The organism is Pseudoflavitalea rhizosphaerae (assembly GCF_003991355.1).
GTDB lineage: Bacteria > Bacteroidota > Bacteroidia > Chitinophagales > Chitinophagaceae > Pseudobacter > Pseudobacter rhizosphaerae.
In genome coordinates this window covers 231,328-256,655 of the sequence record NZ_RCSU01000009.1, presented here as the reverse complement: position 1 = coordinate 256,655, position 25,328 = coordinate 231,328, and the positions used below count along the sequence as shown (strand labels likewise).

General features: G+C 49.2%; 19 protein-coding genes. 6 read left to right on the top strand and 13 right to left on the bottom strand.

The genetic code is table 11. The features are described 5' to 3' along the window. Window positions 1-120: 120 nt before the first annotated feature. From D9Y29_RS17025 to D9Y29_RS16975, 11 genes are all read right to left on the bottom strand, one after another. Entirely contained in the window at window positions 121-2,643 is a 2,523-nt protein-coding gene (locus tag D9Y29_RS17025) for a glycosyl hydrolase 115 family protein (protein WP_127130363.1), read from the bottom strand. Between the two features lie 113 nt (window positions 2,644-2,756). Beyond that, window positions 2,757-4,325 carry a serine hydrolase gene (locus D9Y29_RS17020; protein WP_127130361.1) on the bottom strand — a complete coding sequence of 523 codons (1,569 nt, stop codon included), beginning with the start codon at window positions 4,323-4,325 and terminating at the stop codon, window positions 2,757-2,759. A 9-nt stretch (window positions 4,326-4,334) separates the two neighbouring features. After that, window positions 4,335-6,173 (bottom strand): CocE/NonD family hydrolase, encoded by a 1,839-nt coding sequence (locus D9Y29_RS17015; RefSeq protein WP_206513814.1) that lies wholly within the window; start codon window positions 6,171-6,173, stop codon window positions 4,335-4,337. 5 nt (window positions 6,174-6,178) lie between these two features. Then, entirely contained in the window at window positions 6,179-7,255 is a 1,077-nt protein-coding gene (locus tag D9Y29_RS17010) for an N-acetyltransferase DgcN family protein (protein WP_127130359.1), read from the bottom strand. A gap of 47 nt (window positions 7,256-7,302) precedes the next feature. Then, a complete protein-coding gene (locus D9Y29_RS17005) occupies window positions 7,303-8,400 on the bottom strand; it encodes a mandelate racemase/muconate lactonizing enzyme family protein (RefSeq protein ID WP_127130357.1) in 1,098 nt (365 codons plus the stop codon). A 24-nt stretch (window positions 8,401-8,424) separates the two neighbouring features. Continuing rightward, the gene (locus D9Y29_RS17000) at window positions 8,425-9,681 is read right to left on the bottom strand and encodes a DUF819 family protein (RefSeq protein ID WP_127130355.1); all 1,257 of its coding nucleotides are present in this window, start codon (window positions 9,679-9,681) and stop codon (window positions 8,425-8,427) included. Further along, window positions 9,678-10,715 carry a dipeptide epimerase gene (locus tag D9Y29_RS16995; RefSeq protein WP_127130353.1) on the bottom strand — a complete coding sequence of 346 codons (1,038 nt, stop codon included), beginning with the start codon at window positions 10,713-10,715 and terminating at the stop codon, window positions 9,678-9,680. The genes D9Y29_RS17000 and D9Y29_RS16995 overlap by 4 nt, the downstream gene beginning before the upstream one ends. A 24-nt stretch (window positions 10,716-10,739) precedes the next feature. Next, on the bottom strand, window positions 10,740-11,804 hold the full coding sequence (locus tag D9Y29_RS16990) for a mannonate dehydratase (protein ID WP_127130351.1): 1,065 nt from the start codon (window positions 11,802-11,804) through the stop codon (window positions 10,740-10,742). Window positions 11,805-11,812: 8 nt separating this feature from the next. Further along, a complete protein-coding gene (locus tag D9Y29_RS16985; RefSeq protein ID WP_127130348.1) occupies window positions 11,813-13,078 on the bottom strand; it encodes an MFS transporter in 1,266 nt (421 codons plus the stop codon). 46 nt (window positions 13,079-13,124) lie between these two features. Then, entirely contained in the window at window positions 13,125-13,889 is a 765-nt protein-coding gene (locus D9Y29_RS16980) for an SDR family NAD(P)-dependent oxidoreductase (RefSeq protein WP_127130346.1), read from the bottom strand. Between the two features lie 11 nt (window positions 13,890-13,900). Beyond that, window positions 13,901-14,593: an RraA family protein gene (locus D9Y29_RS16975; RefSeq protein ID WP_127130344.1), complete on the bottom strand. Its 693-nt coding sequence runs from the start codon at window positions 14,591-14,593 to the stop codon at window positions 13,901-13,903. 189 nt (window positions 14,594-14,782) lie between these two features. Here D9Y29_RS16975 and D9Y29_RS16970 point away from each other — a divergent pair, with 189 nt between their 5' ends. After that, window positions 14,783-15,652, top strand: coding sequence for an AraC family transcriptional regulator (locus D9Y29_RS16970; RefSeq protein WP_164735443.1), 870 nt, complete (start codon window positions 14,783-14,785; stop codon window positions 15,650-15,652). A 3-nt stretch (window positions 15,653-15,655) separates the two neighbouring features. Here the strand turns inward: D9Y29_RS16970 and D9Y29_RS16965 are convergent, their stop codons facing one another. Beyond that, entirely contained in the window at window positions 15,656-16,369 is a 714-nt protein-coding gene (locus tag D9Y29_RS16965; protein WP_127130340.1) for an SDR family NAD(P)-dependent oxidoreductase, read from the bottom strand. Next, a complete protein-coding gene (locus D9Y29_RS16960) occupies window positions 16,366-17,997 on the bottom strand; it encodes a ribulokinase (protein WP_127130338.1) in 1,632 nt (543 codons plus the stop codon). The genes D9Y29_RS16965 and D9Y29_RS16960 overlap by 4 nt, the downstream gene beginning before the upstream one ends. 73 nt (window positions 17,998-18,070) lie before the next feature. Between D9Y29_RS16960 and D9Y29_RS16955 the strand changes: the two genes are divergently transcribed. The 5 genes from D9Y29_RS16955 to D9Y29_RS16935 all read left to right on the top strand — a co-directional run bounded on the left by D9Y29_RS16955 (window position 18,071) and on the right by D9Y29_RS16935 (window position 25,290). Next, window positions 18,071-19,114: a LacI family DNA-binding transcriptional regulator gene (locus D9Y29_RS16955; protein WP_127130336.1), complete on the top strand. Its 1,044-nt coding sequence runs from the start codon at window positions 18,071-18,073 to the stop codon at window positions 19,112-19,114. Between the two features lie 189 nt (window positions 19,115-19,303). Continuing rightward, window positions 19,304-20,545 carry a DUF6786 family protein gene (locus D9Y29_RS16950; protein WP_127130334.1) on the top strand — a complete coding sequence of 414 codons (1,242 nt, stop codon included), beginning with the start codon at window positions 19,304-19,306 and terminating at the stop codon, window positions 20,543-20,545. A gap of 152 nt (window positions 20,546-20,697) precedes the next feature. Then, window positions 20,698-22,470: an L-fucose isomerase gene (locus D9Y29_RS16945; RefSeq protein ID WP_127130332.1), complete on the top strand. Its 1,773-nt coding sequence runs from the start codon at window positions 20,698-20,700 to the stop codon at window positions 22,468-22,470. Next, window positions 22,471-24,114 (top strand): sodium:solute symporter, encoded by a 1,644-nt coding sequence (locus tag D9Y29_RS16940; RefSeq protein WP_206513813.1) that lies wholly within the window; start codon window positions 22,471-22,473, stop codon window positions 24,112-24,114. A gap of 171 nt (window positions 24,115-24,285) precedes the next feature. Next, a complete protein-coding gene (locus D9Y29_RS16935) occupies window positions 24,286-25,290 on the top strand; it encodes a metallophosphoesterase (protein WP_206513812.1) in 1,005 nt (334 codons plus the stop codon). Window positions 25,291-25,328: the final 38 nt, after the last annotated feature.

The window sequence follows — 25,328 nt, the reverse complement described above, 5'->3', positions numbered from 1 at the left end:
AGAGCGTTTTACCGGCATATTGCCGGGAAGGATAGTGATAAAATGCGAATAGACAAACCGAAGGAACTTCTGCAGAAGGTCATCGTTTGTCTATTCAGTATAATAGGGAAGCGGTTGCTGTCAGTAAATGGCTATTTCATCCAGCACCAGGCCGGGATCGAGAAGGTAAATGCGGATCTTACTTTCTCCGGGATGATTGATCCTGTGTTTGGTCTCACCGGCATTGTAACCTCTCAGTACATTTGTGCTCCAGCCTTTGCGCCATTGATCGGCTCCTTCGATATTGATGACCTGTGGTTTACTGCCATTCACTGAAATGGCGTAACGTAATCCGTACTTACTGTTGATGGCATGAGTAGGCAGGAACTTTACTTTGATGTCTGCATAGCCAGGCACTAATCTGGTTGTATATTCGAGATAGGGAGCGCTTTCTACTGCGCTATCGCTGATGGATGGGGCGGTGAAAGGCATGATGCTGATCCCTGCTCCGGAAATGCCCAGTCCTTTGAATCCAGTCAAAGTATAACCTGGTTTATCTTTTTTAGTGGTATAACTGGCAGCGCTGATCATAAAAGGGACTGCTTCTGCCGGTGCGGCAGCCAATGGTTGAGACTTGGCAGCTGCCAGGCTGCTGTCAGTAGCAACCGGGGGCATCGACATATTGAACCAGCGAGCTTTGATCTGCTCCACCATAATGCCATCCCATTTCCCATTGGCGATTTCTTTGTTATACCTTTTGGTGATCCTGCCGATCTCTTCATGTGCCTTTTTCGCTTTTTTTGCGTACTGCAATGCAGCTGCATCTCCGTATTTGGCAAGCATCACGCTTTTCCTGGCATACCAGGATTTCTGGTTCATGTAATAGGAACCGAGTACCGGATATTCTATCAGCTGGTACCAGGCATCTTTGAGACGTGAAGGAATTTTCTTACCAAGGGCAATTGTAGACCTGGCCAGTTGTTCATAGCGGAGGATCTTGTTTTCCGCTTCTGCTGTTGTAACCGGGGTTTTGATCATGTATTCGGGTTTGCCTGAATTCGCCAGCAGATAGAATTCATTTTTGATCTTCCCGATCTCTTCTGCAAAGGATTCTCCGAATGTTTTCGCGGCCCAGTAACGTGGGAAGCGATATGCTTTTTCAGGAGTCCATTTATCGATATCCCAGGCCATTTCCATTGCCAGCTCAATTTCCATTTCTGCCGGTTTTATATCGCCCACATTGAAGATCCAGAGCTTGTCGGCGCCATAGGCGTAGGATTTTGTCATTTCATAAGAAGTGAGCGCAGGAGCAACAGTGGATAACCAAATGAAACTTTCAGGGGGGCCGAGATAGGAGAAATGATAGTACATACCATGTCCACCGGCTCTCTGTTGTTCATTGCTGTTTGGAAGTTGACGAACATAGCCATGATTATCGTCTACCCATAGCATACTGATATCATCGGGGATTTCCATTTTTCCGGTCCTGTACCAGTCGAGCACCTCATTGTAAGGACAAAACAATTGTGGTACTTCACTGGCAGCTTTTCCGGTATGTTCTTCCAGCATGGCTCGCTGATCGCGGACAATCGTATTCCAGAGTGCGATCTTTTCTTCTTTCGTAGCCGATCCTGGCATATCGGAATCGCCCACGCCCCGCATTCCAATCATGTAGGTGGATTCATAGTTCTTCGACTGCTTCACACGATCATTCCAGTAGCGATGGATCTGCGGTTTGTTGAGATCATAACGCCATGGGCCTTTTTTTTCTTTGTACTCCTGTTCAAAGTATACATCCCATTCGGAAATATTGTTGCGCAGCATTTGTTCGCAATGGCTGGAGCCCACTACAATGGCGTAATCATCTGCTGTTTGAGGGTTTCCGGGAAAATAATAGAATGGTTTTGTTTCATAAAACATCGCAGGCCAGATATAATTCGCTTTCAGTCTGAGTAACAACTCAAAAACTTTCTCATAAGTTTTGGGGCCGATGCTTTGAACGTCTTTATCAAGATGCCTGGCAGACCATTGTGCCAGTCCCCACATTTCATCGTTGATGAAGATGCCCCTGTACTTCACGGATGGTGGCCCAATCAGGCTGCTGCCCTGGGTTACGTACAGGGCCTGCTTTTTTTCAGGGTGAACATCTGCCCACCAGTAGAGTGGCGATACGCCCATCATACCGGATAGTTCAAACAATCCAAAAGCGGTGCCCCGTCGGTCGCTACCAGCCACCACCAATGCCTGATCCATTCCTGCGAATGGTTTGTCTACCACTGCTATCAGGAAGGTTTCCCATTTGCCCCGAATATTATCAACGGAGATCTTTTTACTGCTGATCAGTTTATCGATCAGGTTGGATTGACCGATGGTGCCTGCGATCACGGCATATTTTGCCACGGGCTGCTGATCATTCCTGATGGCTGGTTTGAGCCCGGTTACGCGGTGAATATCATCTGCAAAAGCTTTGGATGCGATGCCGATCACTTTTTTTTCACCGGCATCGAAAAATATGGGAGCTGCCTGATTGCTGCCTGCGAGGGGAAATGCGCCGGCAACGGGTTTCGAAACGATCTTCACAGGCGCCTGAGCCTGTGCTTTCAATGTAGCAAATCCTGGCAGCAACAATAAACTGATCAGGGATAGGAGCAATGACCTCATCATAATGGAATAAAATTTTCAGGGACTGTATATCCGATTAAACACTAATGTAAATAATGGCAACAGGCAGGAATTGGCTATTCCTGCCTGAATTTTGCACTATGTTAGCCGGTAGTTTATTTCCGTTTCAGCAGAAGATCGTGAAAGTTGTGGCTGGGGTCTGTGAGTGTACTGATGGCTTTCATGGTGGCATGTTCGATGCTGCCATCTGCACGAAGGGAGAATGTGATATAAGCATCTGCCCTCAAACCACGGTTCTTCCAGCGGGCGATGAAGGTATTGTATTGCCAGTGCTCCAGCTCTCCTGCTAACTGTGGCGAATGAGCGAAACGGATGGACAATTTGTTGTTTACTTGTGATATGATCACATCTCCATACCATTTGTCTGTATAGGTCCCTGCATAAGCACTCAACGGAAGTGATGGACTGGATTGTGTATTGCGCAGTTGCGCCTGTCCACTTTCTTTTTTCAGGATTGCTTCACGGTTGGCGACTGCTATCTTTTTATATCCTTCTACCCAGTTGAAAGAGGGTGCATTCAAATAATAGTCGGCAATGGTATTGGTGATGCTGGCGTAGGGCCCGCCACCTTCCTGGTTGGTGAGTACGGCAATGCCAAGATCGAGGTCAGGGAACAATGTCATCCGGGAAACGAAGCCATCCAGTTTGCCGCCATGCGCAACTACTTTTACACCACGGTAATTGAAAACATTGAATCCTAAAGCATATCCCAGGAAATCCATATTGGCGGGCTTCACAGCTTCATTCGCTTTCCCGAATGGCATGGGCGTAACCAGCTTCCAGAGTTCATTTATAGCCGAGGGTTTGAACACCTGGTTGCCATTGGAAGCGCGACCAGAATCGAGCTGCACCAGCATCCATTGCGCCATATCCACAGCATTGGAAGCGATCCCACCGGCCGGAGCCGATACATCGGAAAAGCCCTGTTCAAAGAAGTTTTCCAGTACCTGAACTTTTCCATTCACCGGCGCATGTGAGGTAGCAAGGTTGGGTTGCTGCTTTAGTTTGGAGAAACGAAGAACGGATTCACGCATACCCACTTTGTCGAGTATACGCTGTTGTACAAAATCCTCCCAGTTTTGTCCGCTCACTGCTTTGATCACTTCGCCTGCTGCCAGGTAAAGGATATTGTCATATGCATAGGTGCTCCGGAATGAAGCTGCCAGCGGAATATCTTTCAGTTTGCGAACGATGGCTTCACGACTATAATCCGTAGGCGGAAACTGGAGCAGGTCGCCGGCATAAGCGGGCAATCCGCTGCGATGCACCAGCAGGTCGCGGATGGTCATGTTGGCTGTAACGAAAGGGTCAGACATGCGGAACCAGGGCAGGTGATCTATCACGGGATCATCCCATTTGATCTTTCCTTCCTGTACCAGCAAGGCCAGCGCTGTTGCAGTGAAAGCCTTGGTATTGCTGGCGATTGGGAACAGCGTGTGCTCGTCTACAGGTTTGGGTTGCCCCAGTTGTCTTACTCCGTATCCTTTCGCCAATATTACTTTTCCATTTTTCACGATGGCGATGCTGATGCCCGGCACTTCAAAACTGCTGAGTACATTTTGCACCACGGCATCGAGGTTGGGAGGAGCCTGGAGCTTCGATTGCGCCACAACAGCGGAAGCAGTTGTGGTAAAAGCAAGTGAGAGAAAAATTATTCGTTTCATGATTGTGAATTATTTGACCAGGGGTAATTGAATATGCGATGGGAAGGAAGCGCTCCTGAAAATCTTGTGTGTCGCTTTTTTGTAATCACTGTCTTTCGCTTTATAAATATTCGGAACGAAGGTTTGCGGGTTCCTGTCGATGATCGGGAACCAGCTGCTTTGTACCTGTACCATGATCCTGTGTCCTTTTTTGAATACATGGTTGGCCGAATGCAGATCGATGGTGAAATTGTTCACTTTTCCCGGTTGCAGGGCAGTAGGTTTTTCGAAGCTTTGCCTGTAACGACCGCGGAACACGTCGTTTGCGATCATCAGCTGATAGCCCGACATGAGCGGTTCTTCGGGGAAATGATCGGGATATACATCAATCAGTTTCACGATCCAGTCTGCATCTGATCCGGTGGTTGAAGCAAATAATTTTGCGAATATTTCCCCGGTGATGGTGATATCTTCTTCGAGAGCTTCCGTTTCCCAGGTGAGCACATCGGGGCGGTGGTGTGCAAAGCGCTGATCGTCCACCAGCCAGAATCTCCAGGTGGAAGTGGCGGAATAGGTAGGCACGATCGGACGCGGACGATAGGGAACAGGGTTGGCAGGATCTGAAACATATGCATCGTATGACTGTTCTCCTCCGTTTGGTTTGGTGAAGGAAAGTTTACCATTCGGGTGCATGTACAGGTTAGTAGCTTTTGCCTGTTGGGGAGGCCAGCTATTATAGGATTGCCAGGTATTGGAACCCGTCTGGAAAGTGCGTGCCTCCGGGAATTTGCCATCACCTTTTCCTTTCAGGTGCCAGGCAAACCAGGGCGCCTGGATCTCTGCACGGTACTGTTCTGAAGTAGGTTGATCGAAGCGGATCTTTCCCAAGGTTTTTCCATCGCCCCTTGCCCATCCGCCATGGTTCCAGGGACCGGCAACAAAATAATTCCGATGGTTGCTGTCTCTTTTTTCCAGCAGGGCATAAGCTTTCAGCGGCCCATAGAAATCTTCCTGGTCCCACCAGCCAGCGGTATGCAGAACGGCTACGCGCGGGTAATCCAGCCTGTAAGCAAGCGCCTGTTTTTTCCAGAAATCATCGTAGTCCGGATGGTTCACAAAATTATTCCAGGTAGGGATCTTGTTGTGGAAATGATTTTTGTTCACATTGGAAAGTGCGCCCAGTTGCAGATACCATTCATAAGTATCTAGTTTGGTGAAAGGAAAAGCGGAATCTGTTTTGCTGATCTCTTCCCTGAAAGCATACTCGAATCCATAGCTGAGGCGGAATGCGCCATTGTGGTGAAAATCATCGCCGAGATACATATCAGCCGGGGTGGCTTCTTCTGAAATGACCTTGAGGGCGGGATGCGGGTCTACAGCGCCCTGCATGGCGGTCCATGCATTGTAGGACACGCCGAACATGCCCACTTTTCCATTATTGTTCTTAATGTTCTTTAGAAGCCATTCGATGGTATCGTAGGTGTCTGTACTCTCATCGATGGCGCCGGGTTTGGATTTGTCGCGCGTGAAGCGCATCATTTCAAATTTACCTTCGGATTTATAACGCCCACGGATATCCTGGAATACGAAAATGTATCCTTCATTTGCCATTTCTTTAGTGCTCATCATGTCGTTGGGGGAGGGGTATCCACTAACGCCGTAGGGTGTGCGAAGGAATAGAAAGGGCAACGGTTCTGAACTGTTAGGCACCGTGAAGATCACCGTGTTCAGCTTAACGCCATCACGCATGGTGATGAGTATTTCCATTCTTTCATAATTGGGTGGAACGGTTGGTGATGCCAATGCTGTTGTTGCTGTTGACAGGGCCAACAGCAATAGCATAACGTTTCCGGTCAATCGTAGTTTCATAATGTTTATTTTGAAATAGAGGAATCAGGTTGATGGATGGTGAGCCGGCGAAGTACAGGTACCAGTTTTCCTACGCCTTCCTGGATAGGCAGTAAAACAGGAATGCCGAATTGCTGTTCCAATTCTTGCTGGAAAGCGAAAGCCTCTTCAGTGCTGCATCCTGTAGTGTTCAATGCCAGCGCTATCACTTCGCTTCCGTACATGCGCACCAGCTCGATCTCGCTTTCAATGGAAGGCAGCGGTCCCCAGGAAGGATCATCAACATAGTAAGTGCGCTTAGGGGCAAATACCAGTATTGTCTTTTTTGCGTTGGCGGAAATGAGGTATTCGGAGCCGCAGGGACCGGAAGGATTGCGAAGGCCGGCCTGGCCTTCCAGCAGGATAAGGTCAGGATGGGTTTCGGAATAACAGGTATGGACGGCATGTTCCAGTTCTCCGGCTACAAAATCATTGATGGTGCTGTCAAGCACAAATCCATAAGCGCCATCCTGCATCCATCCGGTTTGCCCGGTAAAGATCATTTGTGCGTTCAGGCCTTCCCGTCTGCAGGCTTCTGTCAACAGCCTGGTGGTGGTGCGCTTACCCAGGTTGGTTTCCATTCCCAATACAGCAATAATGGGACATTGTACTTCAAAGATCTTCCCGTTCCAGAAATGGAGTTCATTCCTGTTTTTAGGTTTTCGTACATCGGTGATGGTTACATGGTAGCGATTGGCGAGCAGCGCTATGTCTTCCATATCGGAAATGAAATCATGCAGTCCGCTGATGATGGAGATGCCATTGCGGATGCATTCTTCCAAAATGTGTTTGAGTTCTGCTGGCAGTTTACCGCCAACTGGCGCGATGCCAACAATACAGACATCTATCTTCAGCGGTTGGGCCAGTGCTGCTTTGAGCTCAGGCCACACAGGTATATTTCTGTGTTCTCCATCCAGCACTTCACCGGCATCTTTACCGGCATGTTCATGATCGATCACGCCCAATAAGGTGAACCGGTCAGACCCACGGATAAGCCCATGCGCAGTTTTGGCGCTACCGTCTTCAAGCATGCCATTGGTCAGTACGATGGCGTTTTGTTTCATATGCAATTAATTTTTTGATTAGCGATGATATAATGCTGAAGCTGCAATCAGACTGTAATTGATTCGCATTGATGAAGGAAGGCGGGATCAACACTTACACCGATGCCGGGCAGGTCGGGGGCCGACAAAAAGAAGCCATCGTAGATAACGCCGTCCTGTACGGGATCTATCAGCTGGCCAGTCATGGCTGAGTCGAGATCGAAGAAGCTGATACCCGGACATGCATAGGCGAGATGAAGATTGGCGGTAACTCCGATCCTGCTTTCCAGCATGCCGCCTATCATACAGGCTGCGCCTGCGTTTTGCGCTACCTCGTGGATCTTCATGGCTTCCAGCAGTCCGCCGGCTTTCGCAAGTTTGATATTGAGATAATCTGCGGAACCTGAATTCAGTTGCTGGCGGGCATCGTGATGCGTGTAGCAACTTTCATCAGCCATGATGGGAATGGGCGATTGCTCACGTAATGCAGGTAACAGATCATTGTACCAGGTGCGCATCGGTTGTTCGCAGAACTGTACTTTCATTTCGCCCAGCCAGTTCAGCATCTGCGAAGCTTCATCGAAGGTCCAGCCCTGGTTGGCATCCACACGCAGTGCGATCTTTTCTCCTACTGCATGCCGGATGCTGCGGATCCTGTCCAGGTCCTCTGCGGGTTGTTTGCCGAGCTTCACTTTGATCATGGTGGCGCCGGCAGCTTTGAATTCGCGGGCCTGTGCGGCCATTTTATCCGCTGTGTCGATACCGATAGTGATATCGGTTTCAACCGTTCTTTCTTCGCCACCCAGGAATTTGTACAAGGGTTGATTGGCGACTTTTGATGCAATATCATAGAGGGCCATATCGAAAGCGCTCTTGGCCGTGTAATTGCCTGCGGCGCAGCGGTGCAGCTCCTGCATCCTGGCAGGGATATCGAGCGGATCTTTTTCTTTCCATACATTGGCGAAATCGCGGGCCATGGCTATACAGGTGTCCTGCGTTTCGCCAACAATGAATGGAAAGGGAGAGCATTCTCCAATGCCTGTGACGCCGCTATTCGTATGTACTCTCAGCAACATATTGCGCGAGCAATCCATGGTGCCTGTGGCAATAGTGAAAGGCTCCATGGGAATGTTGAAACGATAAATGTCGATTTGCGTAATCTTCATAGTTGTATATTTTTTTGTCGGGACTCAGGCTACCCATTGCAGCAAAAGCCCGCAGAGATAGCCGCCATAATTCCCGAACACGTATCCGAAAATGGCCAGCAGTACACCTACTGGTGCGAGTGCAGGGTGGAAAGCGGCTGCTACTGCGGACGACTGCGCCGCGCCTCCCAGGCATGCTTCACTGCTGACTGCAAGGAAAAAGAATGGGATCTTCATCAGCCTGGCTACGAGTAAAAGCAGCAGGATATGGATCAGCAGCCAGATAGCGCCCACCACCAACACACCCGGACTTTTGAAGATGGCCAGCAGGTCCATCTGCATACCGATGGCGGCAATAAGCAAGTACAGGAAGATATTTCCGATACGTGAAGCGCCGGCGCCTTCAAGTTTTCGTATGTTGGTAAACGATAGGATGGATCCAATAAGCGTGGAGATGATCACTACCCAGAAAAAAACAGAAGTGAGACTCAGTTTTTCCAGGTATGGCGCTTTCCTGCTGATGATGGGAACGATATTTTCCGCCACCAGGTACGCAAAGCCGGTAACACCGAAAGCGATGCCAAGGATCAGCAAAAGATCATTCAAGGTGGGGATGCGCAGCAAACCCTGTTGATAGGATTCCACTTTGACTTTCAGTTTTTCCACTGTGCTCACATCGGCTTTCAGGAGCCTGTCGATCTTTTGGGTGAGGCCGGCGCCATAGAGCAGTATGGCCATCCAGGAACTGGTGATCACTACATCCAGCATCACCATGGAAGAGTAGAGGGCAGGACCGGGTTTGAACACTTCATAGAGTGCAGTCATGTTGGCGGTGCCTCCGATCCAGCTGCCGGAAACAGTAGCCAGTCCGCGCCAGGTGGCATTAGCGCCTTCACCACCAACGGTTTCAGGAGAAAATGACGAAACGATAAGCATGGCAACCGGCCCGCCAATAATAACACCAACAGCACCGGTAAGGAACATCAGTCCTGCCTGGTGCCTGAGTTTCCAGAGCTCTTTGAAATCCACGCCAATGGTGAACAATACAAGACTGGCTGGCAGCAGGTAGCGGGAGGAGATCTTGTACAGATCAGTATTGTCTATAGAAATGATATGAAAACTGGTGAGCAGTGATGGAATAAAATAGCAAAGCAGGAGCGGCGGAAAGATCGTGTACAATTTCCTGAGTGCAGGATGTTTGCTTTGCGCTGACGTGAAGATGAGGGCCAGCAAAGTGATGAGGATACCGAAAGTGGCTACATCATTCGAGACCAGGGAAGATTGTGCTTTTAAAAATATCATACGGCCTTTTTTGAATGAATGCTTCTTTTTTCAAGACCTAATCCGGACTTGTTGTTCAGCAGTATCCTGCCTTCCTCCAATGCAGGATCTTTATAAGGATTGTTGGCGATGAGCCAGGGACTGTCCAGGTCCACCCAGTCGCAGAGCGGCGCCAGTGCTGCCGCAGCCATGATGGCATTGGAGGATTCGCCCATGCAGCCGATCATTGTTTTGAGACCGAGGGATTGTGCCTGCCTGATCATTTCATAACCCTCCCGCATACCCGAACATTTCACCAGCTTGATATTTATGCCATGATAAACATGCAGTGCATTCTTAACATCCGGAAGGCGGAGCACTGCTTCATCTGCGATCACGGGCAGCGGGCTGTGAGCTGTAACCCAGGCATTACCATCCGGGTCGGAAGCAGGCATGGGTTGTTCAACGAACAATACATTTTGTTCATGCAGCCAGCCGATCATATCCAGCGCCAGCTGGCGGTCTGTCCATCCCTGGTTGGCATCTACAGTTATGGGTTTATCGGTTTCTGCCCTTACGGCATCGATGATGGCCGGATCATTATCTGAACCGAGTTTTACTTTGATGATCCTGAAATCCGTAGCCTGTCTTACTTTCTCGCGGATCTTATCCGGATGATCGATCCCAATTGTATAGGAGGTCAGTGGCATTTTTGAAGCATTGACATGGAAGAACTGATAGCATGGCTTTTGGCAGAGTTTGCCGGCCAGGTCATGCAGGGCCATATCCAGCGCTGCTTTCGCTGCAGTGTTACCGGGAGCTGTACTGTCTGCATAATCCAGGATCTCATCAATTTGAAAGGGATGATTGAATTGATCGAGTTTAAGCGAAGAAAGAAAGGAAGTGATGGTGCCTGCATTTTCCGGGAGATAATGTCCGGGCGATGCTTCGCCACGGCCAATCATACCTTCATGTTCCAGCTCTGTAAATACAACGGTGGCGGCAGTAGTGGTATGTCCTGATATAGTGAAAGGATCTTTCCTGATCAGATCGTAAGTGTAGTATCTTAATTGCATAGAAGGTTGGTGTTTTGGTAGGGATCATAGTAAGGCCATAGCTGTTTTCATATATCCTGCAGTATAGGCCATGCCTGCATGCCAGGGGGCATCGCAGCTCATCTGTGGTGTATGGTCTGGTATCAGTATGCCGTTGTATCCGTTCTTTTTGAGGATGTGCAGGATGCGGAACATATCGATATCTCCTTCATCGATGAAAACTTCACGGTAATTGGGCACTTTGCCTTTTACGTTCCGGAAATGGATATAGCCGATCTTTTGTTGTTGTGCGTATTGTTCGGTGGATCGATAGATATCGCCTTCCGTCATTTCCGCGAGTGAACCCAGGCAATACTCCAGCACATTATGGTTGCTTTTATACAGATCAAGTAATTGCTGGTACATATAGGGTTGGTATACAAGGCGGGGTGTATCGCGCATATACGGCACCGGTGGGTCGTCAGGATGTGCTGCCAGTTTCACGCCGGCTTCTTCTGCAACGGGGATCACCTGCTGGAGGAACCAGGCAAAGCGGCGCCAGAGTTCCTGGTGCGTGATCCAGGGAATGGTCCCTTCCTGCGGGTTGGCGTCGTATTGCATATTCCAGACCATTCCCGCGGGAATTGGCGTCTGGTCGATTGTTCCATCCATACCCACCGATATGGCTTCGCCGCGGGCGTATTGTCCTTTGCTTCGACCTGCCACACCTGCCAGGGAAAAATTATATCCGATGATGGGTATGCCGGCCTTACCAACATTGCGGATGATCTTTTTGATGCGTTCTACCTGTTGTTCTTTGCGTGGTCCATCCAGAAGGATATCCGACCAGTGTGCGGGGTCGAAGTTCTCGATGGCTTCCCAGATCAGGCCTGCATCGTTGATCTGTTTTTTAATGGCGCAGAGCGAATCGTATTCCCAGATCGATTCATCACCTTTTGTGAAGCCCCATCCCTGCAGGTTTCCAAGCGGTTGATCGGCTTTCTGTTGCTGGTGGCTGCCGGAGAAATAGTCCACCAGGTGCACCACCACATGGGTGGCTCCGCATTGCCGCACAAATTGGTAATTGCTGTGGTGAAGCATGTGTTTGTATAATCCCATGCCTAAATGCATAAGCGAAATCAGTTTTGGTCAGCGATTTGCAAATAGTTTCGGTAGCGCGGTCTGACCAGTAAGGTCAGTATGGTCCATGATAACAGGTAAGAACAACCGCAGAATATGAAAATGGGTGTATAGTCTCCTGTCTTTTCCAGCACAAGTCCTGTGATGGAGGAGAAGATCATTCCGCCAATGGCGCCGGAGAACATGGCAATACCCGTTACAGCGCCTGTTGCGTTCTTTGGGAATATATCCGATACCAGTGTAAAGATGTTGGATGCGTAGCCCTGGTGTGCAAAGGTGGCCAGTGCTATCAGTGCAATCACCCAGCCGAGATGCTGTGTGAAGGGAACGATCATTACGGGTATCACCATCAGTGAAAGCAGCAGAATGGTGTAGATACGGGCCGATACAGGATTGCTGCCTTTGCTGACCATCCTGGAGGAGAACCATCCGCCTGCGAGTGCGCCCGCATCGGATATAAGATAAACGATCACCAGCGGCCATGCCATACCGGTGATGCTCAACTGATGTTCGGAATGCAGGAATTTCGGGAGCCAGTACAGGAAGAACCACCACACAGGTGCGGTCAGGAAAAGTGATGCGGCAAAGCCCAATGTTTGCCTGCGCAGTACCAGCTGTTTCCAGGGCAGGTTATTGACCGGTTCTTGTCCATCCTGTTCGATCCATTCCTTTTCTGCTGCGGAAAGTTTTGGGTGGTCCTGCGGTGCATGGTACCATTTGCGCCAGCAGATCAGCCAGATGATGCCCAGCATACCGCTGATGATGAAAGCCCATTGCCAGCCGGCCTGCAATGCTATCCAGGGGATGGCAAGCGGTGTAATGACAGCTGCGATATTGGAACCTGAATTGAAGATCCCGGTTGCCAGGGCTCTTTCTTTTTTGGGGAACCAGGTGGCCACTGTTTTTACTGCTGCGGGAAAATTGGCAGATTCTCCGAGACCCAGCAGGAAACGCATGATCACAAAAAGAAAGAGCGTTCCTGCCGCAGCATGGAGCATGCAGGCGATACTCCAGACCCCAACAGCAATGCTGTAGCCCCATTTTACGCCGAACCTGTCAAGCAGCACACCTGAAACCAGCAGCCCGATAGCATAGGCCGCCTGGAAACCGGCAACTATCCAGCCGTATGCGGACTCCGACCATTGCATATTTTCCTGCAATAGCGGAGCCAGTACGCCCAGGATCTGCCGGTCGATATAATTGATGGTGGTAGCGAAGAACAGGAGCGCTACTATCTTCCATCTGTATTTTCGGGTGGGCTGCATGTGGTTCGGCTTACTGTAGTGTTGTGTTTTCGGTTGTTTGATGCTGTTAGAAGTTATAAGCTGCGCCGCCATCTACCGGGAGTAATACGCCGGAGATATAGGCAGCGGAGCCGGAAGCCAGGAAAAGTGCGGCATAGCCGATGTCTTCCGGTTTGCCTAATGTTTTTGCGGGGATCCTGTTCATCACTTTTTCCTTTCTTGCTTTATCGCCATCGAGTGCAGCGGCCAGCATTTCCGATTCGATCCATCCCGGTGCAATGGCGTTGATCCTGATATTGAAAGGTGCGAGATCGGCCACCATGGTGCGCATCATTCCGGTGAGACCTGATTTGGCGGTTGAATAGGATACCACACGATCAATGCCCATTACCGCTGCCATTGAACTGATCAGGAGGATGGAGCCGCTTTTTTTGTTTTCGATCATGCGGCGGGCCACTTCCCTGCTAAGTGCGAAAGTGCCCAGCACATTGGTTTGGAGGATCGCTGCAAGATCTTCGTTGGTAGTATCCAATAATGGCTTTTTCTGATTGCGTCCTGCATTGTTCACGAGGATGTCCACTACGCCTGCTTTTTCTTCCACCTGCTGAAGGATCTGTGGAATATTTTGAAGCTGGTCGATATCCCCCGTAACATAATGTGCATTGCTGCCCAGTTTGCTGACGGCTTCTTTCAATATTTCTTCTCTTCTTCCTGTGATCACAACTGTTGCGCCCGCTGCAATGAAGCAGGAGGCGATACCGAAGCCGATGCCGGTGCCGCCGCCGGTAATGAGGGCAATCTTATTATCGAGTCTGAATGGTTGTTTGTTCATGTTGCTTTGCATTACATGATGCCGAATGTTTCGAATGCTTCCCTGGAGCTCATTCCCTTTTCAAGTGCTTCTTTTACGCGTTGTTCTCCCCGGCATTTTTCAATGGCCCTGGTGAATGCTTCTGTTTCCACTTCCCGGGGGATAACGATCACGCCATCCAGATCACCATAGATAATATCGCCGGGTTTGATAATGGTTTGATCAAAGAGGATGGGGATACGGTAGTCGAGCACTTTACCTCTTGGTCCCTGGTCCTGCGCGTAAGTACCCATTCCGAAGATGGGGTAGTTGAATCGAAGTACTTCATTGGTGTCTCGCGTGTAGCCGTTCACTACGGCGCCTGCGGCGCCGAGCCGGAAAGCCCTGGTGGTCATGAGTCCGCCCCAGAGCGCATAACGTGGTGAGGCGCCGGAGCAAACATATATCTCGTTCCGCTGAAGGCTGTCGAGCGCATCGAACATCAGTCCGAATGGTTTGCGAAGCAGTGTATTGCTTCCTTCATCGATCTTCTCTCCATATACATCGGCTTCAAGTACGGGCATTGCGCGGCCGATCACCACCATTTTACTGTCGAGTGGTTTGATGGAAGGAGGAAGGAATTGTTGCAACAATCCCAGTTTGTCCAGAACGTCTCCCACCAGTGCCGGGAATAATTCCTGTTTTGCAATACCGAATAAAGCATCGTCATCTTTCCAGAGCGCCATAAGTTGAATGAATTTGAATGATGTGGAAACAAATGTAAAGGGTTGGCAAAGCCTTGCTTTTACCTGTATTATCAGAAAGTGATACTATGTTGCCGGGAACCCGATCCGTCAATTCAAATGCCTCATCCGTTAATCGGCAAGGCGGGGAGCGATAGAGTTTTATTAGTTTACCACGGAATGCAACCTCAATTGAAAAATGTACCCCATTTACCCGGAACATCTTCCTTTTTGCTAAGGGATATGATCGTTCCATATTTTTCCAACCCGTTCCATTTTCATCCTGAACTGGAACTGACCTTTATTGTGCAGGGCTCGGGGATCCGTTTTGTGGGAGATAATATCGAATACTTCGGGAGTGGCGATATGGTGCTGGTGGGGGCTAATCTTCCGCACCGGTGGAAGAATGATAAAGTGTATTACGAACTGGACAATGATCTGTACAGTCGCGCCATTGTGATCCAGTTCCGTGAAAATTTCCTGCGCAGTGATGCAGGCGAATTGCCTGAACTGGCCGATATCCGGAACATGCTCACGCTGGCAAAGCGGGGGCTCAAGATCGTAGGGGCTACGAGGCAGAAAGTGGCTAAGAGAATGATCGCCATGTTGCACCAGAACTCTATCGAAAGGATCGCCAGCTTATTACTGATCCTCTCCAATATTGCGGCTTCCAATGAATATGCGGTGCTGTCCGGCACCAGCATCGATCAATCCTACACGAGAAGCGATACAGAAAGGATCAGTCGCGTATATGCTTATATCATGGAGAATTTTACGGATGAGATCAACCTGCAGGATGTGGCGGGCGTTGCCAATATGAGCCTGACTGCTTTCTGCCGTTATTTCAAAAGCGTGACCAATAAGACCTTTTCCACTTTTCTATTGGAAACTCGACTGAACTATGCCTGTAAACTATTGCTCAGTGATTCTTTCAATATTACACAGGTGGCGTTCAGGGCGGGTTTCAACAACCTTTCCTATTTCAACAGGCAATTCAAAAAGATGAAGGGGATCTCCCCCCTTCAATATAAAAAACAGTTCCTGCAGGCGCAGACACACTGATAACTATTGGCGGATCGATCTGTCGAGATGCACATAACCGCCATCCACAAAAATGGATTGGCGGTTGATGGCAGTTGAAACAGGCGACAAAAGAAATGCAGTCATGTTGGCCACTTCATGCGGGGTGGTACATCTTTTTCCCAGCGGAGCCAGGCTTTCTGCCACTACGATCCCGTTCACACGAATATGGCAGGGTTTCATTTCATCAGCAAAACCGGCCACCAGTCCTGATCTGGCGCCATTGGCCGCCGCATAGCCGGATGTATTACCCTGACCAGTAAACGCAGTTTTGGAAATGATATTGACGATGCTGCCGCCAGTACGTTTGAGGGCTGGCAATGCAGCGCGACTGATACTGTAATAATGCCCAACATTATTCTTCAATGATTGCAGAAAGCGATGATGATCTCCTTTGGCAAGTCTGGTATCATCATTGATGCCAGCATAGTTCACAATACCATCGATCCTTCCGAGCTGTGCTGCAACCTGGTGAATGGTGTATTCACAGGCTTCGGGGTCTGACAAATCCAGCGGGAAAAAATATGCTTCGGATCTGAGGGAACGTAATTGTTCTGTCAGGCGTTTTCCATTCTCTTTATCATTCCCGAGGATACAGGGAATAGCCTTTTCTGCGGCAAGTGTTTGAACGATCGCTTCGCCGATACCGCTGGCGCCACCGGTTACCAGAATTACCCGTGAATGTAGTTGCAGGTTCATAATTGGATCGTTTCGATGTATTTGCCGGCCTGCAGGTATTGTTTGTATCGGTGATCAGTAGTTTGTTGCATGGCAGGATCAGGTTGCCAGGTTTGTTCAAAACCCTGTCCCATGGCGCGGATGGCATCGGATACGGTTGCATGGACGCCAGCTGCTGTAGCGGCATTCATGGCAGCACCAATAGCGCAGGTATTTTCACTGCGATGTACACGGATCGGCAGCTGCAGGATATTGGCCAGCATCTGCATGATGTAAGGTGATTTTTTTGCAATGCCCCCAATGGCTGTGATGCCATGTATAGGTATACCCTGCGAAATGAAACAATCATTGATAGCTCTTGCTCCGAAGCAGGCGCCTTCTGCCAGTGAGCGGAAGATACCGGGTGCATCGGAGCCCAAAGTCAATCCTAACAGAGCGCCCTGCAACGATTGATTGGCATTGGGGGTGCGGCGGCCATTAAACCAATCGATGGATATTGGAGCATGTGTTTCAGCAGGTAGTTGAGCTGCTTCCCGGGAAAGTGAGGATAATAGTTGTGATGAGATCTCTGCATTGTTGCCGCTTATTGATTGCATGGACCAGCTGAGTAAGGAAACATACCATTGAAAGATATCGCCAAAAGCTGATTGTCCTGCTTCCAACCCAACAAATTCCGGAAGCACTGAACCCATTACCTGTCCGCAAATTCCATTGATGTTTTTTCCTTGCAGGTCTTGAGGCGGCGCCACCATGATATCGCAGGTGGAAGTGCCCATGATCTTCACTAAGTGGTATGGTGTGAGTTCTGCTCCAATGGCGCCTGCATGCGCATCGATGATACCGTTGCAGACGATGATATCCGTTGAAAGCCCAAGCCTGGCTGCCCATTCCTGGCAAAGTGTACCTGCAGCTTTTTCCGAGGTTACAAATGTTCCCGGCATCTGTGCCGCCATTTGTTGAAGGTGCGGATCAATCGCTTCAAAAAAGGAAAGCGGGGGAAAGCCGTTGAAAGCATCGCTCCATAGGGCTTTGTGGCCTGCGGCGCAGATGTTGCGTTGAACATGTTGTAGTTTTTTCCCCGTCAGCAGCATGGGCATCCAGTCTGAATGCTCCAGCCAGGTGAAGGCTGCATCGCGTACTGCCCGGTCTGTTTGTGAGATGTGCAACATTTTTGCCCAGAACCATTCGGTGGAGTAAGCGCCGCCAACATAAGCGAGGTAGTTGGTAGGGAAGCGAAGGTTGGCTGCATTGATCTGTTCTGCGGCCTGCAGTGCTGTATGATCTTTCCAGAGAATGAACATGGCATTGGGGTTTTCTGCAAATGCAGGTAACATGGCAAGAGGGATGCCTTCTGCTGAAACCGGGCAGGGCGTAGATCCTGTAGTATCGATACCGATAGCTTTGATCTGTGTTTTTATTTTCGGCGATACAGCCGCCAGGCAGGCTTTGATGGTATGTTCAATGCCTTCGATATAGTCGAGCGGATGTTGCCTGTATTGATTGGCGGACCTGTTGCAATACAGTCCGGCTTTCCATCTCGGATAAAAAAAGGTATGACTGCTGAGTTGGGCGCCCGTGCTGGCATCGAGGAGTAAGGAGCGGACAGAATCTGTTCCGAAGTCGACCCCTATCACATACGAAGAATGCATGTTTTAAACGTTTAAGCATGGAAGATAGCGATAAAAATTTGTTAGTTTATTCGTTTAAGCATATTTTAGCTCCATCATTAAGAAAGTTTCCATAAAAGATATTGCCCGAAAGGTTGGTGTTTCTACGGCACTGGTATCTTACGTGCTCAACGGAAAGGCAGAGCAGGCGCGGGTTAGCAAGGAGATGGCCGTGAAGATCAGCAAAGTGGCCAGGGAGATGAACTATCAGCCCAACCTGCTGGCGAGGGGATTGAAAGATGGAAAGACAAAGACCATCGGCCTGATCGTTGCTGATATTTCCAATGCATTTTTTTCTAGCCTTGCCCGCATCATCGAAGATGAAGCCAAGCAACATGGGTATACCGTTATCTTTGGAAGCAGCGACGAGCAGCCCGGGAAAATGGCTGACCTGATCACTGCACTACTGAACAGACAAGTAGATGGAATGATCATTGCTCCGGTGGAACATGGAGATGCCCAGATCCAGGAGCTTCGCCGTAAAGGAATTTCTTTTGTACTGGTAGACCGTTATTATCAAAAGATCAACACCAACCGTGTTACGATCAATAATTTTGAAGCTTCTTTCAACGCAGTGAAACTGCTCATCAAAAACGGTTACAAAAAACCTGGCATGCTGGCCTACGATAATTCTCTTCCACATATGCAGGAGAGGATCAGGGGGTATGAACAGGCTTTGAAAGAAGCGCATATCAGGAGAAAGCCTGAATGGCTGTCGCGTATCCCATATGCAACAGCCAATGCAGATATGGAAAGTTTATTGAGCAAGCTCCTGCGCGGACCGCAGGCGCCGGATTCCCTGTTCTTTGCTACCAACTCGCTGGCAGTGCAGGGGCTGAAAATTATCAATCGTATGGGCATCAGGGTGCCACAGGAACTGGGACTGATCAGTTTCGATGAACATGATGCTTTCGATTTTTTCTATTCACCTGTTACCTATGTGAGCCAGAACCTGTTGGCTATCGGGCAGGAAACTGTTCGCCTGCTGATCAGCCAGATCGGAGATGGAAAGAAAACCGGACCCGTGCAACTGGAGATCCCCGCAAAGCTTGTGAAACGCGAATCCTGCGGTTCAAAACCCGCCGGAAAAAAGAAATAGTACCCTGGATTTTTTTTGCTTATATTGCTTAAACGTGTAAGCATGATTCTGATAAAATTTGTTTGGCTAAAGCGTTGGTGAGAGCGGCTGGTGGTCCCGTTGTTCCTGCCTTCGCAGGATCCCACTGCCGCTCGATTCCAACGCAATTGATTGTAGAAGAAATCACTTTGAAACAATTAACGCTGCTATATGAAACGATTGTTATTGACCTCATTTCCTTACCTGACAATACTTTGCTGTATGATCATCACTTCCTGCCAGGATAGCCCTGAACCCGCTGCCAGTGATTTTGAAAAAGGATCTTTTGGCTACGACCTGCAATTCCTTCTTCAGCACGACAGTGTGATAGTGCTGAAAACGGAAGATGAACAATCGCAGGTGATCGTCTCCCCCAAATACCAGGCGAAGGTGTTCACTTCCACTGCTACCGGCACAAAAGGAGAGAGCTTCGGATGGATACATTACAAAGCCTTTACGGAAGCGCCTGACCCGCACATGAATGCTTATGGTGGTGAAAACCGCTTCTGGCTTGGCCCGGAAGGCGGTCCTTATTCCCTGTATTTCGCTCCGGGAACACCCATGACCTTCGATAACTGGCATACACCGGCGCCTATCGACTCGGAAGCATGGACCTTAACGCAACAAAGCAAACAAGCTGTGCAACTGCAAAAAGAAATGCAACTGGTCAATTATGCTGGTACAAGCTTATCCCTCCGCGCCAACCGCAGCATTACGCTGCTGGAATCCGATACTATCAACCGGTTGCTGGACCTGATACCCGATACTTCGGTTAAGGTTGTAGGTTATCGTACCGATAATGCCATTACCAATACAGGTACACAGGCCTGGGATGAGAAAACAGGAATGCCCTGTATCTGGATGCTGGATATGTTTAATCCTTCAGAGCAGGCGGTGATCATGATCCCTTATGATTCCAATGCAGTGAAAGCCGGAGAAAAAATTGCCAATACAGGATATTTTGGCGAAATAGATCCGGCCCGCATCAAATACCACAAAGGTGTAGTGTGTTTCAGGGCAGATGGTAAATCGAGGGGAAAGATGGGGATCGTACCCGGCAAGGCAAAACCGCTGGCGGGAAGTTATGATGCAATAAAAAAGATCCTCACCATTACTTTCTTCGATCTGGACCGCAATGGGAAATACCTTAACCAGGAGTGGAAAACAAACCTGCTTCCATTTAGTGGTGATGCCGTGAATGCATACAACGACGGGCCTTTGGCAGATGGTTCGCAAATGGGGCCATTCTATGAGATCGAAAGTGTTTCGCCCGCAGCATTCCTTCAGCCCGGTGAAAAGATGAATCATCAGCATACCGTACTTCATTTAACAGGCCCCGAACAATACCTGGATGTGATCGTGAAAAAATTGTTCGGGCTCTCTGTTCAGGAAATTCCATCATTTCAAAAATAGGCAGCGTGTGCCCAGTCGCTCGCCTCCGGCGAGTGACTTTTGTTTAGTCGCCTCCGGCGACGCGGTGTTCGCCGGAGGCGAACCATTAGAAGTCACTCGCCGGAGGCGAGCGACTGGCCACACCCGAAGTAAATCATTCATTCATACATATCATGACAAAGCATTTTGATTATCCCGCAATCGGGATCAGGCCTGTTATTGACGGCCGGTACGGAGGCGTTCGTGAATCCCTCGAACAAACCACAATGGATATGGCCCGCGCAGCAGCGCATCTTTTTGAAAACAATCTTCACTATCCCGATGGCAGCGCTGTCCGATGCGTGATCGCTGATACCTGTATTGGTGGTGTATCTGAAGCTGCTGCTGCTGCCAGGAAATTTGAACAGCAAAATGTTGGACTAACGTTGTCGGTTACCCCTTGTTGGTGCTACGGCAGTGAGACCATGGACATGCATCCCACCTGGCCCAAAGCCATCTGGGGTTTCAACGGAACTGAAAGGCCCGGCGCCGTTTACCTGGCTGCTACACTGGCTGCCCATAACCAGATGGGACTTCCCGCTTTTGGCATCTATGGCCACGATGTACAGGACCTGCATGATGCATCGATCCCTGAGGATGTGCAGGCAAAACTGATCTCTTTCGCGCGCGCTGGTCTTGCAGTGGCGATGATGCGTGGTACTTCCTATCTCGCTATCGGATCTGTATCGATGGGCATTGCAGGTTCTATTGTAGTGCCGGATCTCTTCCGTGAATACTTCGGCATGCGCAATGAATATGTAGATTCATCCGAGATCCTCCGACGTATCGAACAAAAGATCTACGACGAAAAAGAATTTGAACGTGCGCTGGCCTGGACAAAAGAACATTGCCTGGAAGGAGAGGATACCAATGCCACTACCAAACAATTTTCCAGGAAAGAAAAAGATGAGCAATGGGCTTTTGTAGTGAAGATGACCATCATCATCCGCGATCTCATGAAAGGTAATCCGGTATTGAAAGAGAAAGGATTTCCCGAAGAAGCACAAGGACATCATGCCATCGTATCGGGATTCCAGGGACAAAGGCAATGGACCGATTTCTTACCGAATGGTGATTTCTCAGAAGCCATTCTCAATTCATCATTCGACTGGAATGGCATCCGCGCTCCCTTTATGGTTGCCACAGAAAATGATGCGCTGAATGGAGTGTCTATGCTCTTCGGTTATTTGCTGACCAACCGTGCACAGATCTTCGCCGATGTGCGCACTTACTGGAGCCCTGATGCGGTGCAACGTGTGTCCGGCTGGAAACCGGAAGGCCCTGCCGCTTCAGGTTTCATTCACCTCATCAATTCCGGTTCCGCCACACTCGATGGAAGCGGACAACAGGAAGAAGATGGACAACCCTGCATGAAACCTTTCTGGGAGATCAGCGAAAAAGAAGCGACTGATTGTCTCGCTGCCACTTCCTGGCATCCCGCCAACCGTGGCTATTTCCGCGGAGGCGGTTATTCTTCCAAGTTCGTAACCAAAGGCGGTATGCCGGTGACGATGTGCCGGCTCAACCTGGTAAGAGGCATTGGCCCTGTATTGCAGATCGCGGAAGGAACAACCATCAGCTTACCGGCGCATGTACATTCCGTTCTGGATGACCGGACAGACAAAACCTGGCCCACCACCTGGTTTGTTCCGCACATCACCGGTCAGGGGAATTTCCGCGATGTGTATACCGTGATGGCCAACTGGGGCTCCAATCATGGCTCCATCAGTTATGGCCATATTGGTGATGAGCTGATCACGCTGGCTGCGATGCTGAGAATCCCGGTCTGCATGCACAATGTACCAGATGAAAGGATCTTCCGTCCTTCCGCCTGGAGCGCTTTCGGTATGGATGCCGAATCTGCTGATTACCGTGCATGCAGTACTTACGGTGCTATATATGCGTAAATGATCTTAACCCTTCAACTGCTTATGTTCGACCAATTGAAAATATCATGGATCGATCTGATGATCATCCTTGCCTATCTCGTACTCATCCTGGTAGTAGGGATTCTTTCTATCCGGAAAGACAAGATGAACAGCAACAATTATTTCCTGGCAGGGCGTTCCCTGAACTGGGTGCTCATCGGTTGCGCGCTCTTTGCCTCTAATATTTCAACGATCCATATGGTAGGACTGGCTTCGGCCGGTTTCTCCGATGGTATCGTGCAGGGAAATTTTGAATGGATGGCATCATTCATACTAATCTTACTCGGTCTTGTTTTTGCGCCTTTCTATTTCAGGAACAAGATCTCCACATTACCGGAGTTCCTGGAAAAAAGATACAACGGAACTGCCCGTACGCTGCTTGCCGTATTTGGCATCATCGGCGCCCTCTTCATGCATATTGGTATCAGCCTCTATGCGGGGGCTGTAGTGTTCCAGAATTTTTTCGGGATCGATAAATGGACTTCCATCATTATCATATCGATCGTTACAGCTATTTACACAGTGTATGGCGGTTTGAAAAGTGTGGTGATCACGGAAACGATCCAAACGGTGATCCTCCTGGTGGGTGCTGCCTTCCTGGTTGGTTATGGCCTGCATGCCCTGCATGAGAACGGGATCCATACCTGGGCTGATTTTCAACAGGCAACCAAACCTAATCAACTTAGTTTGTTACAGACTGCCGAACAGAACCCTAAACTACCCTGGTATTCTATCCTATTGGGGTATCCCGTGATCGGGATCTGGTACTGGTGTGCAGACCAGACCATCGTGCAAAGGGTGCTGGGAGCAAAATCACTGGAAGATGCACGCAAGGGTCCGCTCTTTGCCGGCTTCCTGAAAACGCTGCCGGTATTCCTGATGGTAATTCCTGGCGTGATGGCTTATGTTCTTTTCAGGAATGAGATCAATGATCCCAACCAGGCACTACCGGTTATGATCACACGATTATTACCAGTAGGACTGGTAGGATTGTTCAGCGCTTCTTTGCTGGCTGCGCTCATGAGTACCATCGCCTCTGCCCTGAACAGTGCTGCAACACTGGTTTCGATCGATATCTGCAAGCGACGGAACCCGACCATGAGTGATCAGCGGCAGGTAATGATTGGAAAGATCACGGCAGTGGTGGTGATGGCACTGTCTATTGCCTGGTGCCCGATGATCGAGCGGTTCATCAGCATTTTCGATGCTATCAACCAGATACTGGCGGTACTCTCGCCCCCGATCGCAGCAGTTTTTGTTTTAGGTGTTTGCTGGAAAAGGGGCAATCACCAGGGAGCGGTAAGTGCCATGGTGGCGGGTATAGTTGCGGGAGTTCTTGTATTCCTGCTGGATTTCCCCATCATCGGGAATCAAAAGCTGATCACGGATGTGATGGGTATTCCCTATATGATGCAGTGCTGGTGGTTATTCGTTTTATGTTGCCTGGTATTTGTGATCGTAAGCAAACTCACGCCACCACCGCCTCCTGAAAAAGTGCAGAATTATACGCTTGCTTCTCCTTTGAGTTTTCTGTATGGTAAGCTCACGGGTATTGGTGATGCCAGGATCATTTCACTCTTCCTGTTATTGCTGATGGCAGTTCTCTACTTCATATTCCGTTAACATGGAATACTGTGGAAAACCTTACTGGGAAAAGGATAGAAAGGATAAGATAGTGCTAAAATGAGGTAATGTGGTAAATACCCGGAGCAGATGCGGAATCTATCTTTGACCTGCAGTCAGTCGATAGCCATTCCCGGCCCTGGTACCTAAATCAAATCAATTGAAATAATCATGAATCGCAGAGATGCTTTGTACCGGATCGGTGTATTGGCAGGTGGCGTGATCACGGGTCCTGGTTTTATTTCTTCATCATTTTTCAGCAGGTCTTTCAGGTTGGTGATCCTGCCAGATACACAAACCTATTCGAAGCGCTACCCGGAAATTTTCAAAGCGCAAACTTCCTGGATCGCTAAGCATGCCAAGGATATCGCATTCGTTTTGCACGCCGGCGATATCACCGATCACAACAGCGAAGAACAATGGAAAGTAGCTGTGGATGCCATGAGCATGCTGGATGGAAAAGTCCCTGTAAGCATCGTGCCGGGCAATCATGATATCGGAAGCAAGCCAAAACTTTCCTGTGATGTCCGGAACTCGGATCTCTTCAACCGTTTCTTTCCCTATGATAAATACAGCGCCCAGCCTGAGTTTGGCGGCGCCTATGAAAAGGGGAGGATGGATAATACCTGGTTCACATTTCGTGCAGCAGGTAAGAACTGGATGGTCCTTTCGCTGGAGTTCGGCCCGCGGAATAAAGTCATTGCCTGGGCAAACGAAGTGGTGGCGCAGCATCCCAATCACCAGGTGATCCTGCTTACGCATGCATACATGTATGCCGATGATACCAGGATCGGGGTGGGAGATAAATGGAGGCCACAGGCATACGGCATCGGAAAAGACCAGGGCGATGAAGCGGTGAATGATGGTGATCAGATCTGGGAAAAACTGGTCAGCAAACATGCCAATATGAAGATGGTATTCAGCGGACATGTATTGTTTGATGGTACAGGTAAACTGGTGAGTAAAGGCATCCATGGGAACGATGTGTACCAGATGCTGGCCAATTACCAGGAAGGAGTGATTGGAACGGTGAATGGCGGAAATGGCTACCTGCGCATCGTAACAGTGAATCCACGCAAGAAGAAAATTTCTGTACAGACCTATTCACCTTATCTGGACAAATTCAAAACGGAGGAAGACCAGCAATTCGAATTCAATGATGTCAGTTTCGGATAAGCGCGGCTCCTTTCCATCCCTTGATCAACTTAATGCTA

What these genes read in the sequence shown, in the direction of transcription:
- D9Y29_RS17025 (WP_127130363.1), bottom strand. Translation starts at nt 2,643, where the DNA reads ATGATGAGGTCATTGCTCCTATCCCTGATCAGTTTATTGTTGCTGCCA.
- D9Y29_RS17020 (WP_127130361.1), bottom strand. Translation starts at nt 4,325, where the DNA reads ATGAAACGAATAATTTTTCTCTCACTTGCTTTTACCACAACTGCTTCC.
- D9Y29_RS17015 (WP_206513814.1), bottom strand. Translation starts at nt 6,173, where the DNA reads ATGAAACTACGATTGACCGGAAACGTTATGCTATTGCTGTTGGCCCTG.
- D9Y29_RS17010 (WP_127130359.1), bottom strand. Translation starts at nt 7,255, where the DNA reads ATGAAACAAAACGCCATCGTACTGACCAATGGCATGCTTGAAGACGGT.
- D9Y29_RS17005 (WP_127130357.1), bottom strand. Translation starts at nt 8,400, where the DNA reads ATGAAGATTACGCAAATCGACATTTATCGTTTCAACATTCCCATGGAG.
- D9Y29_RS17000 (WP_127130355.1), bottom strand. Translation starts at nt 9,681, where the DNA reads ATGATATTTTTAAAAGCACAATCTTCCCTGGTCTCGAATGATGTAGCC.
- D9Y29_RS16995 (WP_127130353.1), bottom strand. Translation starts at nt 10,715, where the DNA reads ATGCAATTAAGATACTACACTTACGATCTGATCAGGAAAGATCCTTTC.
- D9Y29_RS16990 (WP_127130351.1), bottom strand. Translation starts at nt 11,804, where the DNA reads ATGCATTTAGGCATGGGATTATACAAACACATGCTTCACCACAGCAAT.
- D9Y29_RS16985 (WP_127130348.1), bottom strand. Translation starts at nt 13,078, where the DNA reads ATGCAGCCCACCCGAAAATACAGATGGAAGATAGTAGCGCTCCTGTTC.
- D9Y29_RS16980 (WP_127130346.1), bottom strand. Translation starts at nt 13,889, where the DNA reads ATGAACAAACAACCATTCAGACTCGATAATAAGATTGCCCTCATTACC.
- D9Y29_RS16975 (WP_127130344.1), bottom strand. Translation starts at nt 14,593, where the DNA reads ATGGCGCTCTGGAAAGATGACGATGCTTTATTCGGTATTGCAAAACAG.
- D9Y29_RS16965 (WP_127130340.1), bottom strand. Translation starts at nt 16,369, where the DNA reads ATGAACCTGCAACTACATTCACGGGTAATTCTGGTAACCGGTGGCGCC.
- D9Y29_RS16960 (WP_127130338.1), bottom strand. Translation starts at nt 17,997, where the DNA reads ATGCATTCTTCGTATGTGATAGGGGTCGACTTCGGAACAGATTCTGTC.
- D9Y29_RS16950 (WP_127130334.1), top strand. Translation starts at nt 19,304, where the DNA reads ATGAAACGATTGTTATTGACCTCATTTCCTTACCTGACAATACTTTGC.
- D9Y29_RS16945 (WP_127130332.1), top strand. Translation starts at nt 20,698, where the DNA reads ATGACAAAGCATTTTGATTATCCCGCAATCGGGATCAGGCCTGTTATT.
- D9Y29_RS16940 (WP_206513813.1), top strand. Translation starts at nt 22,471, where the DNA reads ATGATCTTAACCCTTCAACTGCTTATGTTCGACCAATTGAAAATATCA.
- D9Y29_RS16935 (WP_206513812.1), top strand. Translation starts at nt 24,286, where the DNA reads ATGAATCGCAGAGATGCTTTGTACCGGATCGGTGTATTGGCAGGTGGC.